This window comes from Enterobacter sp. FW301-JW81 (assembly GCF_058788735.1).
Window position 1 is genome coordinate 137,530 of the sequence record NZ_JBYTBA010000005.1, and the last position, 14,090, is coordinate 151,619.

13 protein-coding genes are annotated in these 14,090 nt (G+C 52.7%); 5 read left to right on the forward strand and 8 right to left on the reverse strand.

Going from position 1 to position 14,090, the window contains the following annotated elements; genetic code table 11:
* Window positions 1–33 precede the first annotated feature (33 nt).
* A complete protein-coding gene (locus AC3WOK_RS16335; RefSeq protein WP_023334701.1) occupies window positions 34–525 on the forward strand; it encodes a YajQ family cyclic di-GMP-binding protein in 492 nt (163 codons plus the stop codon).
* A gap of 32 nt (window positions 526–557) precedes the next feature.
* Here AC3WOK_RS16335 and AC3WOK_RS16340 read toward each other — a convergent pair whose 3' ends face one another.
* The 8 genes from AC3WOK_RS16340 to AC3WOK_RS16375 form a co-directional block, all read right to left on the reverse strand.
* Window positions 558–1,919, reverse strand: a complete 1,362-nt coding sequence (locus AC3WOK_RS16340; RefSeq protein WP_492354812.1) for an MFS transporter — start codon at window positions 1,917–1,919, stop codon at window positions 558–560.
* A 148-nt stretch (window positions 1,920–2,067) separates the two neighbouring features.
* A complete protein-coding gene (cyoE, locus tag AC3WOK_RS16345) occupies window positions 2,068–2,955 on the reverse strand; it encodes a heme o synthase (RefSeq protein WP_013095848.1) in 888 nt (295 codons plus the stop codon).
* A gap of 11 nt (window positions 2,956–2,966) precedes the next feature.
* Window positions 2,967–3,293, reverse strand: a complete 327-nt coding sequence (locus AC3WOK_RS16350) for a cytochrome o ubiquinol oxidase subunit IV (RefSeq protein ID WP_006176899.1) — start codon at window positions 3,291–3,293, stop codon at window positions 2,967–2,969.
* Complete coding sequence (locus AC3WOK_RS16355) at window positions 3,293–3,907, reverse strand: cytochrome o ubiquinol oxidase subunit III (RefSeq protein WP_047347281.1); 615 nt, start codon at window positions 3,905–3,907, stop codon at window positions 3,293–3,295. Before AC3WOK_RS16355 ends, AC3WOK_RS16350 begins: the two co-directional genes overlap by 1 nt.
* Window positions 3,897–5,888, reverse strand: a complete 1,992-nt coding sequence (cyoB, locus tag AC3WOK_RS16360; RefSeq protein ID WP_014168864.1) for a cytochrome o ubiquinol oxidase subunit I — start codon at window positions 5,886–5,888, stop codon at window positions 3,897–3,899. Before cyoB ends, AC3WOK_RS16355 begins: the two co-directional genes overlap by 11 nt.
* A gap of 16 nt (window positions 5,889–5,904) precedes the next feature.
* A complete protein-coding gene (gene cyoA / locus AC3WOK_RS16365) occupies window positions 5,905–6,852 on the reverse strand; it encodes a cytochrome o ubiquinol oxidase subunit II (protein WP_014882770.1) in 948 nt (315 codons plus the stop codon).
* A 478-nt stretch (window positions 6,853–7,330) separates the two neighbouring features.
* Complete coding sequence (gene ampG / locus AC3WOK_RS16370; protein WP_059311214.1) at window positions 7,331–8,806, reverse strand: muropeptide MFS transporter AmpG; 1,476 nt, start codon at window positions 8,804–8,806, stop codon at window positions 7,331–7,333.
* 46 nt (window positions 8,807–8,852) lie between these two features.
* Window positions 8,853–9,431, reverse strand: coding sequence for a lipoprotein (locus tag AC3WOK_RS16375; RefSeq protein WP_023310568.1), 579 nt, complete (start codon window positions 9,429–9,431; stop codon window positions 8,853–8,855).
* 304 nt (window positions 9,432–9,735) lie between these two features.
* On the opposite strand from AC3WOK_RS16375, the gene bolA reads away from it, so the two are divergent.
* The 4 genes from bolA (at window position 9,736) to clpX (ending at window position 13,968) form a co-directional block, all read left to right on the forward strand.
* A complete protein-coding gene (gene bolA / locus AC3WOK_RS16380) occupies window positions 9,736–10,053 on the forward strand; it encodes a transcriptional regulator BolA (RefSeq protein ID WP_013095855.1) in 318 nt (105 codons plus the stop codon).
* Window positions 10,054–10,383: 330 nt separating this feature from the next.
* On the forward strand, window positions 10,384–11,682 hold the full coding sequence (tig, locus tag AC3WOK_RS16385; protein WP_429053687.1) for a trigger factor: 1,299 nt from the start codon (window positions 10,384–10,386) through the stop codon (window positions 11,680–11,682).
* 260 nt (window positions 11,683–11,942) lie between these two features.
* Complete coding sequence (gene clpP / locus AC3WOK_RS16390; protein WP_010428105.1) at window positions 11,943–12,566, forward strand: ATP-dependent Clp endopeptidase proteolytic subunit ClpP; 624 nt, start codon at window positions 11,943–11,945, stop codon at window positions 12,564–12,566.
* Between the two features lie 127 nt (window positions 12,567–12,693).
* Entirely contained in the window at window positions 12,694–13,968 is a 1,275-nt protein-coding gene (clpX, locus tag AC3WOK_RS16395; RefSeq protein ID WP_024906819.1) for an ATP-dependent protease ATP-binding subunit ClpX, read from the forward strand.
* Window positions 13,969–14,090 lie beyond the last annotated feature (122 nt).

The following is a 14,090-nucleotide window of genomic DNA, read 5'->3' on the forward strand; positions in this document are numbered from 1 at the left end:
TGCAACGCAACAAAAGTGAAGGGAGAAGAAAAGATGCCATCTTTCGATATTGTTTCCGAAGTTGATATCCAGGAAGTTCGCAACGGCGTAGAGAACGCAACCCGCGAAGTTGAGTCACGTTTCGATTTTCGTGGCGTTGAGGCGTCGTTTGAGCTGAACGATGCAAATAAGACTATTAAGGTGCTGAGCGAGTCTGATTTCCAGGTGAATCAGCTGCTCGACATTCTGCGCGCCAAGCTGTTAAAACGCGGCATTGAAGGGACGTCTCTGGATGTTCCCGAAGAGTTTGTGCACAGCGGTAAAAACTGGTTTGTTGAAGCCAAGCTGAAGCAGGGCATTGAGAGCGCGGTGCAGAAGAAGATCGTTAAGCTCATCAAAGACAGCAAGCTGAAGGTGCAGGCGCAGATCCAGGGTGAAGAAATTCGCGTCACCGGCAAGTCCCGCGATGACCTGCAGTCCGTGATGGCGCTGGTGCGCGGCGGCGATCTGGGACAACCATTCCAGTTTAAAAACTTCCGCGATTAACATAAAAAAGCCCGGTTTAACCGGGCTTTTTTTCAGGCTTTGAGCGCCTGTTCGACCTCAAAGCGGTTGGTCATTTTACTGTCTATTTTGACGTAAGCGCTGCGTTCTTCCGGAACAATAAGCACCTCGGTCACGCCCTCTTTTGCTTCCAGACGCTGCTTCAGCGCATCGCTAATTTCCACATCATCCGGGATTTCTACCCGCAGGCTGCTCACGTAGCGCGGCTCTTTCATGGTGCTGGCAACCAGCAGCCAGACTGTCGCCAGCAGCGCGCCTGCAAGAAACACGGTTTGCGAATCAAACAGCCCGTCCACCCAGCCGCCAAGCGAGCCGCCGATCGCCACGCCGAGAAACTGGCTGGTGGAGTAAATGCCCATTGCCGTGCCTTTGTAACCGGCGGGGGATTCTTTGCTAATCAGCGACGGGAGCAGGGCTTCCATCAGGTTAAAGGCCAGGAAGAAGAGCTGGACGCCGGCAATCAGTTCCCAGAAGTGCGGGCCGGAACCCCAGAGCACGATCTCGGCAATCAGCAGGACTGCCACGCAGCCCACGAAGACGCGCTTCATTTTGCGCTTCACTTCGGCGTAGATGATAAACGGCACGACGGAGACAAACGAAATCAGCATCGTGACCAGATAAATTTTCCAGTGCTCTGCCGCCGGGAAGCCCGCAGCGGCAAGCTGGCCAGGCAGGGCGACAAAGGTCGACATCAGCAGGATGTGCAGACACATAATGCCAAAATTGAGCTTCAGCAGGCGTGGTTCAACAATCACTTTGCTGAAGCAGCCTTTTACCATCCCCGATTCACGGTTGAGGACGTGGTTTTTGCTGTCCGGCACCACCCACAGGGTTAAGGCAATACCGAGGGTCGCCAGCACGGCAATCATCCAGAACAGGGCGTGCAGGCCAAGCGCATGGGTAATAATGGGGCCCAACACCATCGCAATCGCAAAGGTGACGCCAAAGCTCACGCCGATGAAGGCCATCGCTTTAGTACGGTTCTGCTCGCGGGTTAAGTCTGAGAGCAGCGCCATCACCGCGGCGGCAATCGCGCCAGAGCCCTGCAGGGCGCGGCCGAGAATAATGCCCCAGATGGAGTGGGAGAGGGCGGCAATGACGCTACCGAGGACAAAGACCAGCAGCCCGCCGACGATCAGCGGCTTTCGACCCACCCGGTCAGAGAGCAGGCCAAATGGGATCTGGAATACCGCCTGCGCCAGACCGTAAATGCCAATGGCCAGGCCAATCAGCGCCTCGCTGGCTCCCTGCAGCGCCATACCGTACGTGGTCAGAACAGGCAGGACCATAAACATGCCAAGCATCCGTAGCGAGAAGACAGTCCCTAAGCCCCAGGTCGCGCGAAGCTCGCCTGGCGTCATTTTATAATCGTTCATTACCACCTCAGTTCAAAAGCAGGCCATAGTGTAGTGCGGGGAAGGGGCGGGGTAAATAAAGGGTTATTTAACAAATATTACATGCGTTATTAATAGATTCGGTGAATAAAAAAGGGTGCCGAAGCACCCTTTATTCACCTGTTGTGGCTTACCAGACGTAAGTCAGCAGGTTGTGTGAATCCGGCACCATGAAGTCCACGGACATCATAACGGACAGAGAGGTGATGGCGACAATCGAGAACACAAACAGTTTGCGCGCCCAGACTTTGTCATCTTCCACTTTGTAACCGCGCAGCGCCATACCGAGCCACCAGACGCTCACCGCAGCCGCTACCGCCAGATATTTGTATCCAGCGTAACCGCCCAGAGAGAGCATCAGCGTTGCAACAGCAAAGGCGATGATGTAGAGCGTTATGTGGTTTTTAGCAACGGAAATGCCTTTCACGACCGGCAGAACCGGGATGTTCGCTGCCTGATAATCCTTGAAGCGGAAAATCGCGATGGCATAAGAGTGCGGCATCTGCCACAGGCTAAAGATAGCCAGCAGAATCAGCGCACCGCTGTCGAACTCGTTCGTGACCGCGCAGTAGCCAATCACCGGCGGCGCAGCGCCGGAGAGAGAACCAATCAGCGTGCCGTAGACGGAGTGACGCTTCATATACAGGCTGTAAACGCCCACATAAACCACGAACCCCATCACCCCCAGCCAGCAGGCCAGCGGGTTAGCACCAAACCACAGCAGCATAAAGCCAGCAATACCCAGCAAGGTGGCGTACACCAGCGAGACGGAAGGGGCGATCAGGCCTTTCACCAGCACCCGATTTTTGGTCCTTTCCATCTTCTTGTCGATATCCATGTCGATGTAGTTGTTAAATACACAACCGGACGCAACAACCAGTGACACACCGACCAGCGTGTAAATAAAGAGGGTGTAATCAATGCTGCCTTTGGAGGCCAGCAGGAACCCTCCGATCACGGAGATCAGGTTGCCAAAGATGATGCCTGGTTTCGTTACTTGCAGGTATTGCTTAAACATACTCGCCGCTCTTAGTGAACCATCATGTTGTAGTTGAGGTTCCACATAATCCAGATGGAACCGACTACCAGGATAGCGATGATAATCACGGTAAAGATGAAGGCCGTCATGTTCCAGCCTTCATCGGACTTGGTGTTCATGTGCAGGAAGCAAACCAGATGCACCAGAATCTGAATCACCGCGGTCACCAGGATTGCACCCAGAATAACCGGTTTAGACGCAGAGCCGCTCATCACCATCCAGAACGGGATCACCGTCAGGATGATCGACAGGATGAAACCTGTCATGTAGGTTTTTACGCTACCGTGGGAAGCGCCATGATCGTTTGAATGACTCATTACATCGCCCCCATCAGATATACAACAGAGAACACACAGATCCACACCACGTCCAGGAAGTGCCAGAACAGACTCAGGCACATGATACGGGTACGGTTAGTGCTGGTCAGGCCGCGACGGGATACCTGGAACATCAGTACCGCCATCCAGATCAGACCAGAGGTTACGTGCAGACCGTGGGTGCCTACCAGCGCGAAGAACGCGGACAGGAAGCCACTGCGATCCGGACCGAAGCCTTCCATGATCAGGTGATGGAATTCATAGATTTCCATCCCGATAAACCCAGCACCAAACAACCAGGTCAACGCCAGCCAGGAAACTACCTGGCTCTTGTTGTTTTTGTACATGGCGATAGCCGCCATGCCGTAGGTGATGGAGCTGAATAACAGCAGTGCGGTTTCAACCAGAACGAACGGCAGTTCAAAGATATCCTTGCCAGCCGGGCCGCCCGCCGTGCCGTTCACCAGAACGGCATAGGTCGCGAACAGACAGCAGAACAGAATGCAGTCGCTCATCAGGTAGATCCAGAAACCGAAGACTTTGGTCGGTCCTGTATCGTGGTGCGCATGTTCATGCGCGTGGGCAGTCGAGTGCGCCAGAGTATCAGTTGCCATTTTTCAGCCCCGCTTTAGAAATCTCGTCGAAATGCTGATTTTCCAGCTTCTCAACTTCACGGACTGGTACGTAGTAGTCCACGTCCTCGTCAAAGCTCTTCACAATCCAGCTGATTACGATGCCGGCGAAGCCAACAATCGCCATCCACCAGATGTGCCAGATCATTGCGAAACCAAATACCGTTGCGAAGGCGGCAATGACAATGCCCGCACCGCTGTTTTTCGGCATGTGGATCTCTTCGTAATGAGCAGGTTGCTTGTATGCTTCACCTTTTTCTTTCATTTCCCAGAATGCGTCGCGCTCATGAACCTGCGGCACAATGGCAAAGTTATAGAAAGGAGGTGGAGAAGAGGTCGCCCACTCCAGCGTACGGCCACCCCATGGGTCACCGGTCAGGTCACGGTTCTGGTCGCGGTCGCGAATAGACACGTAGAACTGAATCAGCTGAGAAGCGATACCACAGGCAATCAGCACGGCGCCGCCCGCTGCAACCATCAGCATTGGGTGGAACTGCGGATCGATCTGCTGGCTCAGACGACGGGTCATACCCATGAAGCCCAGCACGTACAGCGGCATAAATGCCACGAAGAAGCCGATGATCCAGAACCAGAACGCGCGTTTACCCCATTTTTCGTTCAGCGTGAAGCCGAACGCTTTTGGCCACCAGTAGGTTACGCCAGCGAAGCAGCCGAAGACCACGCCACCGATGATAACGTTATGGAAGTGCGCAATCAGGAACAGACTGTTGTGCAGAACGAAGTCAGCACCCGGTACAGCCAGCAGTACGCCGGTCATCCCACCTACGGAGAAGGTGACGATGAAGCCGATGGTCCACAGCATTGCTGAGTGGAACACGATACGGCCCTGGTACATGGTGAACAGCCAGTTGAAGATCTTAACCCCGGTAGGGATTGCGATAATCATGGTGGTAATACCGAAGAAGGCGTTTACGTTCGCGCCAGCACCCATGGTGAAGAAGTGGTGCAGCCAAACGATGAACGACAGAACGGTAATACACACGGTTGCCCACACCAGAGAGGTGTAACCAAACAGACGTTTACGCGAGAAGGTTGCCGCGATTTCGGAGAACACGCCGAAAACAGGCAGAACCAGAATGTACACTTCCGGGTGACCCCAGGCCCAAATCAGGTTGATGTACATCATCATGTTGCCGCCCATATCATTCGTGAAGAAATGGGTGCCCAGGTAGCGGTCCAGGGTCAGCAGCGCGATGGTGACAGTCAGAATTGGGAAGGAGGCAATAATCAGGATGTTGGCGCACAGAGATGCCCAGGTAAATACCGGCATCTTGAACATGGTCATGCCAGGGGCACGCATCTTGATAATGGTCACAAAGAAGTTGATACCGGTCAGGGTAGTACCGACACCGGAGAGCTGAAGCGCCCAAATCCAGTAGTCGACGCCAACGCCCGGGCTGTACTCAATTCCTGACAGCGGTGGGTAAGCCAGCCAGCCGGTCTGTGCGAATTCGCCCACGCCCAGTGACAGGTTAACCAGGATTACGCCGACAACCGTGAACCAGAAGCTCAGGTTGTTCAGGAACGGGAACGCAACGTCGCGCGCGCCGATTTGCAGCGGAACGACAACGTTCATCAGACCGATAACCAGCGGCATCGCCACGAAGAAGATCATGATAACGCCGTGGGCGGTAAAGATCTGATCGTAGTGGTGCGGCGGCAGGAAGCCGGCTTCGCCCGCAGAAGCGAGTGCCTGCTGGCTACGCATCATGATCGCATCCGCAAAGCCACGAATTAACATGACGATACCGACGATGCAGTACATGATACCGAGTTTTTTGTGGTCAACCGAAGTCAGCCACTCGTTCCACAGGTAGCTCCACTTACCGAAGTAAGTGATTAAGGCCAGTAAGGCCGCGCCACCAATGATAATTGCAGCCACCGTAACCACGATAATCGGTTCATGGTAGGGCACTGCATCCAGTGTCAATTTTCCGAACATTTTCTTCCTCGGCCCCTTAGTGAGCGGTTTCCGCGTGGCTCATGTCCATGCCTTCCATACCTTCGTGCGCGCTGTGCTCGCCTTCAGGCTGGGTCATGTCCATGCTCTTGCCGTGATCCATAAATTTGCCAATAACGTCTTTGAACAAATCAGGTTTCACGTTAGAGAAGTACTCCACCTTGTTATATTCGCTTGGTGCAGCCACTTTTTCGAACGCCGCCATGTCAGACATGGTGTTTGGAGACTGCTTCGCTTTTTCAACCCACTGGTCGAAAGCGGCACGGTCTGGCGTTGCAATAGCTTTGAACTTCATACCTGAGAAGCCCGGGCCGCTATAGCTGGCGGAGATACCATCATAGGTGCCTGCTTCATTCGCGATCAGGTGCAGGTTAGTCTGCATACCGGCCATCGCGTAAATCTGGCTACCCAGACGTGGGATGAAGAAGGAGTTCATTACGGAGTTGGAGGTCACTTTGAACTGAACCGGAGTGTTCGCCGGGAAGGCGATTTCATTCACGGTAGCAATACCCTGCTCTGGATAGATGAAGAACCATTTCCAGTCCATGGAGACCACTTCAATGGTAATAGGTTTCTCATCGTGAACCAGCGGTTTGCTTGGCTCAAGTGCGTGAGTGGTTTTCCAGGTCAGTACGGCAAGGAACAGGATGATCAGAATAGGTACCGTCCAGACCACAGCTTCCACTTTATTGGAGTGTGACCAGTTGGGGCTATACTTCGCATCTTTATTGCTCGCACGATACTTCCAGGCGAAACCAACAGCCATCAAAATGGCAGGAATAACCACAATCAACATCAGGCCAAAAGCCGTCAATATCAGTGAACGTTGTTCCAGTCCAATCTGTCCTTTGGGGTCTAGTAGTGCAGAATCGCAGCCACTGAGTAATACAGTGCCCGCGAATAATGACAACCATCCCAAACTTTTATTGTATTTCCCGAGTCTCATTTAACGACCTCAATTCCACGGAGTCTGGTGGCGTTTAAAGTGTGGGGGCATTTTACGGGAAGGTTACATTACTGTAAACATCATTAGGCCTGTGTCAGGAAGGTGTTACCGGGTTCTGCCGCACGTGTCACAAGTGTTGCAAATTATGTCGGTCTTTATGACCGAAGCCGCATGGCGTGGGCTTTATAACGAAAGGACCCCCAAGCATACCTTAAAAGGGGCAATTGGTATAACCATTGTTGAAAATAAACAAAAAATTAACAATTAATTATCAATAAAAAGACATCTAAAAAACGAAAAATCAAACTCTCCTCTGCTGAATCGTTTAATGAAAAATAGCGTTTTGGAAAAGGAGCTAATAATTTCCAAATCCTATCCCGCACAAAACAACAAATATTTTTTTTACCAGTTGTCGGCTATTTCGCCGTTATAATTTCGGTTAGTGATTACAACGGGAAATAACCTTTCGCATTTCTCTTCAGGTCATCTGCGTTTTACGCAACGCCATGAAATCGAGCAGACCCCCGAGCAGGATCCCAGCGACGGCCAGCAGGGCGCCAGCGTCCAGCAGAAGGGCTTCGAGAGGAAGCGCCAGTGACGTGCTGGCATTAATAATGAGCACCACAAGCCAGAGCGCCAGCGCAGCGCAGCCCACCATTAACAGACGTAAGGCAAAACGGTAGGCGCGATGATATTCAGTTCGCGGCATAAAGTGTTCTGTCCGCTGGGTATATTCCAGCGTCTGGCGGCAGACAAGCAGCAATAAAATCCCCGGCACGGCAGCCACGACCGAGAAGAGATAAAACGTAGGCCACCCGTGAGCTTCAACAAACCAGCCGGCAATCGGACCCACGTAGACGCGGCCAACGGCGGAGAGCGCCGAGAGCAGAGCAAACTGCGTGGCGGAAAACGACTTGTTGCACAGGGTCATCAGCAGGGCGACAAATGCCGCTGTCCCCATACCGCCACAGAGATTTTCAAAGAACACCGCGGCGGCCATGCTGATCGTATGTTTATCGGTAACCGACAGCAGCCAGTAGCCTGCATTTGAGGCGCCTTGCAAAATGCCGAAGATCAGCAGCGCGCGGAACAGCGTCAGGCGCTGCATCAATACGCCGCCGTAGAGCGCGCCGACGATGGTCGCAAACAGCCCCAGCGTTTTATTCACCACGCCCACTTCACCGGCATCAAAACCGACGCCCCGGATCAGGAAGGTGGTGGTCAGGCTCATCGCAAAGGCATCGCCCAGCTTATAAAGGACGATAAGCAACAGGATCAGCCAGGCGTTGTTGCGGCCAAAGAAGTCGCGCAGCGGTTCGGCGACAGCTTGCTCCAGCGAGCGGGGGACCGGGATGATATCACTCGGTTCGGGTGCGAATAGGGTAGCGATAATGCAGGGGATAAGCAGGGCCGCCATCAGCCAGTACATGCCCTGCCAGCCGAGGTAACGGTCGGCCAGCCACAGCGCCAGTCCGCCTGAGACCAGCATCCCGAGGCGATAGCCCAGCACGCTGATTGCCGCACCGGCACCGCGCTCTTCCGCAGGTAACACGTCCGTCTTCCAGGCGTCAAACACGATATCCTGCGAAGCGGAACAGAAGGCAATCACCACCGCGAGCGCGGCCATCCAGCGCAGCTGCGTGGTGGGCTCAAGAAAACCCATCGCCGCAATGGCCAGCAGCAGCAGGATCTGGGTCATCACTAACCAGCCGCGACGCCGCCCCAGGAAAGGCGGGGTGTAGCGATCCATGACCGGCGACCACAGGAACTTAAAGACATAGGCCTGACCGACAAGCGAGAAGAAGCCAATGGTTTTAAGATCGATGTTCTCAACAGTCATCCACGCCTGTAGCGTGCCGGAAGTGAGCGCGAGGGGTAAACCCGAGGCAAAGCCGAGGATCAGCAGAATGGCTGATTTCGGTTGCTGGAAAATGCGTAAGTAGTGACTGGACATGTTTTTATAAAACTGACCCGGCGATATACCGGGTCAGTTAGCAGGATTAACGCGCGTTTTGCTTGATGAAGTCGTGAATGCTGGTGTCCTGCGCCATATCGGCGATGGTATCGGTCAGCACGCTGTTCACTGCGTTAGCAATGTTCTGGTTAGAGGCCTGGAAAGCACCTTCAACGGAGTAGCTGGCGCGGTAGTTTTTGGTCATCTTGTTGCCATTCTTCGCGGTGGCAATAATGGCGATATCGGCTTTGGTCGCGATGTTGTAGCGCACGTTCCCCTGGGAAACGTCAGCGTACAGGTTGTTCACGATGATCTGCAGATCGACCGCGCCGCTTGGGCCAATCATATAGCCGCGAGCCGTCATCTGTTTCTCCAGCACTTCCTGAAGCAGGAAGCGCAGGTCGCGGGACGCGGTGAGCGTAACCTGCTGGTTATCGCGGGTCACTTTTGCCAGCGCCTGATCCTGACGCTGATCGGCACCGTTAATGCTCACGGTGACGCCCATCAGGCTTGGGTCCTGCTGAGGCAGGGTAATTTTTGGTGAGACATCAATGGTGGTAGGCGGGGTAGCACAGCCTGCCAGCATAAAAAGGGCTACCAATGGGAAGAAGAGTTTTTTTAACATTTTAAGGTTCTCACGAATCGTAAGCATAGAGAGAGAAAAATTGCCGCCATCATAACATCGCCAACGGTCAGGGGAAGTGGTCAACGCATGTAAATTCATCGTGTTGTCTGAAAACTGACCAGCGCACCCTTTTTCTTCTCCGGTGAATGACAAAAGGTATGAGTCTCACAGTGAACTTCATTCCTTTGAATGAGAAAATCAGATGAAAGCTAAATATTTGTTGTCTTGATGTAATGGAAACGGTAAAAGCGGCTAACATTTAAAGGGATGGGTGACATCCTGGCGTTGTCGGAGGAGTAATTTCATGATGATACGTGAGCAGATAGAAGATAAATTAAGGGCAGCGTTCAACCCTGTGTTCCTCGAAGTCGTCGACGAAAGCTATCGTCATAACGTGCCGGCAGGTTCTGAAAGCCACTTCAAAGTGGTTCTGGTTAGCGATCGCTTCACGGGAGAACGTTTCCTGAACCGACACCGCTTGATCTACAGCACCTTGACGGAAGAACTCTCCACAACCGTACATGCTCTGGCATTGCACACTTACACCATTAAGGAATGGGAAGGTTTGCAGGATACGGTTTTTGCGTCACCGCCTTGTCGCGGTGCAGGCACCATCGCCTGATAAATCGGATTTGCAACGGCTGGAGCTTTTCCAGTATGTTGCTAACAGATTTCCTCAAAACGGCCTCCGGGCCGTTTTGTTTTGTCTGAGTTTTGAGCGGATGGAGCGATTTTAAGGCTAAAAATAGCCTTAAAGTGTGAAAAAAGCCGCAGCAACATGCCCCAACCGTTCTCGACTCACCTAAGTGATGCCGCTATAATGCCGCGTCTTATTGAATGTCTTCGGGATGATTCTGGCGACAGGGAATGTGAATCTGCACTAAGAGAGCATCCCGGTATAACAGACAGATTCAGAGTTGACCGAGCACTGTGATTTTTTTGAGGTAACAAGATGCAAGTTTCAGTTGAAACCACTCAAGGCCTTGGCCGCCGTGTAACGATTACTATCGCTGCTGACAGCATCGAAACTGCTGTGAAAAGCGAGCTGGTCAACGTAGCAAAAAAAGTACGTATTGACGGCTTCCGTAAGGGCAAAGTACCAATGAATGTTGTTGCTCAGCGTTATGGCGCTTCCGTGCGTCAGGATGTGCTGGGTGAACTGATGAGCCGCAACTTTATCGATGCGATCATCAAAGAAAAAATCAATCCGGCCGGCGCGCCGAACTACGTTCCAGGCGAATACAAGCTGGGCGAAGACTTCACCTACTCCGTCGAGTTCGAAGTGTACCCGGAAGTTGAGCTGAAGGGTCTGGAATCTATCGAAGTTGAAAAACCAGTTGTTTCCGTGACTGACGAAGACGTTGACGGCATGCTGGATACCCTGCGCAAGCAGCAGGCGAACTGGAAAGAGAAAGAAGGCGCTGTTGACGCGGAAGACCGTGTAACTATCGACTTCACCGGTTCTGTAGATGGCGAAGAGTTCGAAGGCGGCAAAGCGTCTGACTTCGTACTGGCAATGGGCCAGGGTCGTATGATCCCAGGCTTCGAAGACGGTATCAAAGGCCACAAAGCGGGCGAAGAGTTCACCATCGACGTGACCTTCCCTGAAGAGTACCACGCTGAAAACCTGAAAGGGAAAGCAGCCAAGTTCGTCATCAACCTGAAGAAAGTTGAAGAGCGCGAACTGCCAGAACTGACTGAAGAATTCATCAAGCGTTTCGGCGTGGAAGATGGTTCTGTTGCGGGCCTGCGTACCGAAGTCCGTAAAAACATGGAGCGCGAGCTGAACGGCGCTGTGCGTAACCGTGTTAAATCTCAGGCGATCGACGGTCTGGTTAAAGCCAACGAAATCGACGTTCCAGCTGCCCTGATCGACAGCGAAATCGACGTGCTGCGCCGTCAGGCTGCACAGCGTTTCGGTGGCAACCAGCAGCAAGCGATGGAACTGCCGCGCGAGCTGTTCGAAGAGCAAGCTAAACGCCGCGTTGTTGTTGGCCTGCTGCTGGGCGAAGTGATTCGTACCCACGAGCTGAAAGCTGACGAAGAGCGTGTGAAAGGCCTGATCGAAGAGATGGCTTCTGCATACGAAGATCCATCAGAAGTGATCGAGTTCTACGGTAAGAACAAAGAGCTGATGGACAACATGCGCAATGTTGCCCTGGAAGAGCAGGCTGTTGAAGCGGTACTGGCGAAAGCGAAAGTGACCGAAAAAGCGACCTCTTTCAACGAACTGATGAACCAGCAGGCGTAATTTCGCCCCAACGGTTTAAAGTTTGAACAGAAAACCCGTTGCCTTGCGGCAGCGGGTTTTTTTTATCGCAGCTTTAGCCCAGGAAGAGTGCTAAAACGCCCTTTCGGTGTTAGCGTAACAACAAAAGGTTGTTATGCTTGAAATAGGGCACTGTGAACCCCATAAGTACGTAATCACGATGAATGAGACTGGCTGATAATCCGTCCGTAAGGTTACAATCAGTACAGCAGGTGTTTTCAATTTTGATCCAGGAGACGGAAATGTCATACAGTGGCGAACGAGATAACTTTGCACCCCATATGGCTCTGGTGCCAATGGTTATTGAACAGACCTCACGTGGTGAGCGGTCTTTTGATATCTATTCCCGTCTGCTCAAGGAACGCGTTATCTTTCTGACAGGCCAGGTGGAAGACCACATGGCTAACCTGATCGTGGCGCAGATGCTGTTTCTGGAAGCGGAAAACCCGGAAAAAGACATTTACCTGTACATTAACTCCCCGGGTGGCGTGATTACAGCAGGTATGTCCATTTATGACACCATGCAATTCATCAAGCCAGATGTAAGCACTATCTGTATGGGTCAGGCTGCATCTATGGGCGCGTTCCTGTTAACAGCAGGGGCTAAAGGTAAGCGTTTCTGCTTGCCTAATTCCCGCGTGATGATTCACCAGCCGCTGGGCGGTTACCAGGGGCAGGCGACGGATATTGAAATCCACGCCCGCGAAATTCTGAAAGTAAAAGCGCGCATGAATGAACTTATGGCGCAGCATACGGGTCAACCACTCGAGCAGATCGAGCGCGATACCGAGCGCGATCGCTTCCTCTCTGCTCCAGAGGCAGTTGAGTACGGCTTAGTCGACTCCGTGTTGACCCATCGTAATTGATGCCCGCGACGCGAGTGTGCCGCTATACTAAGGTAAGGCGGCACTCTGCCTGAGAGCAGCTTGCGTCTTAGAATGGCATTTGCGTCGTCATGTGCGGCACAAAGAACTTAAAAAGAGGTTTGGACTCATGACAGATAAACGCAAAGATGGTTCGGGCAAACTGCTGTACTGCTCTTTTTGCGGCAAAAGCCAGCATGAAGTGCGTAAACTGATTGCCGGGCCGTCCGTGTATATCTGCGACGAATGTGTCGATTTATGTAACGACATCATTCGCGAAGAGATTAAAGAAGTCGCGCCACACCGCGAACGTAGTGCGCTGCCAACGCCGCATGAGATTCGTCATCACCTTGACGACTATGTCATCGGTCAGGAACAGGCCAAGAAAGTGCTGGCAGTAGCGGTATATAACCACTACAAACGTCTGCGTAACGGCGATACCAGCAATGGCGTAGAACTGGGTAAAAGTAACATTCTGCTTATCGGCCCAACCGGTTCCGGTAAAACGCTGCTGGCTGAAACCCTGGCACGCCTGCTGGATGTTCCGTTCACCATGGCGGATGCCACCACCCTGACCGAAGCCGGTTATGTGGGTGAGGACGTCGAAAACATCATCCAGAAACTGCTGCAGAAATGCGATTACGACGTGCAGAAAGCCCAGCGTGGGATTGTTTACATCGATGAGATCGACAAGATCTCGCGTAAATCAGACAACCCGTCCATCACCCGCGACGTATCGGGTGAAGGCGTACAGCAGGCACTGCTGAAGCTGATCGAAGGTACGGTTGCTGCCGTTCCGCCGCAGGGAGGCCGTAAGCATCCGCAGCAGGAGTTCCTGCAGGTTGATACCTCCAAGATCCTGTTCATCTGTGGTGGTGCGTTTGCCGGTCTGGATAAAGTCATCTCCCACCGTGTTGAAACCGGCTCCGGCATTGGTTTTGGCGCAACGGTGAAATCAACGTCCGAAAAACCGAACGAAGGCGAGCTCCTGTCACAGGTTGAACCAGAAGATCTGATCAAATTTGGTCTGATCCCTGAATTCATCGGCCGTCTGCCGGTTGTGGCAACGCTGAATGAACTGAGTGAAGACGCGCTGATCCAGATCCTGAAAGAGCCGAAAAATGCGCTGACCAAGCAGTATCAGGCGCTGTTCAATCTGGAAGGCGTTGACCTGGAATTCCGTGACGAAGCGCTGGATGCCATTGCCAAAAAAGCAATGATTCGCAAAACCGGCGCGCGCGGCCTGCGTTCTATCGTTGAAGCGGCGCTGCTCGACACCATGTACGATCTGCCGTCGATGGAAGACGTTGAGAAAGTGGTGATTGACGAGTCCGTCATTAGCGGTCAAACCAAGCCGCTGCTGATTTACGGTAAACCGGAAGCGCAGCAGGCATCTGGCGAATAATTCACCAAATCATACAAGCAGTTAATCAAAAAGGGGGGATTTTATCTCCCCTTTACTTTTTCCTTATTCATAGCGTTGAATGTGTGGGAAACATCCCCATATACTGGATACATGTTAATGGT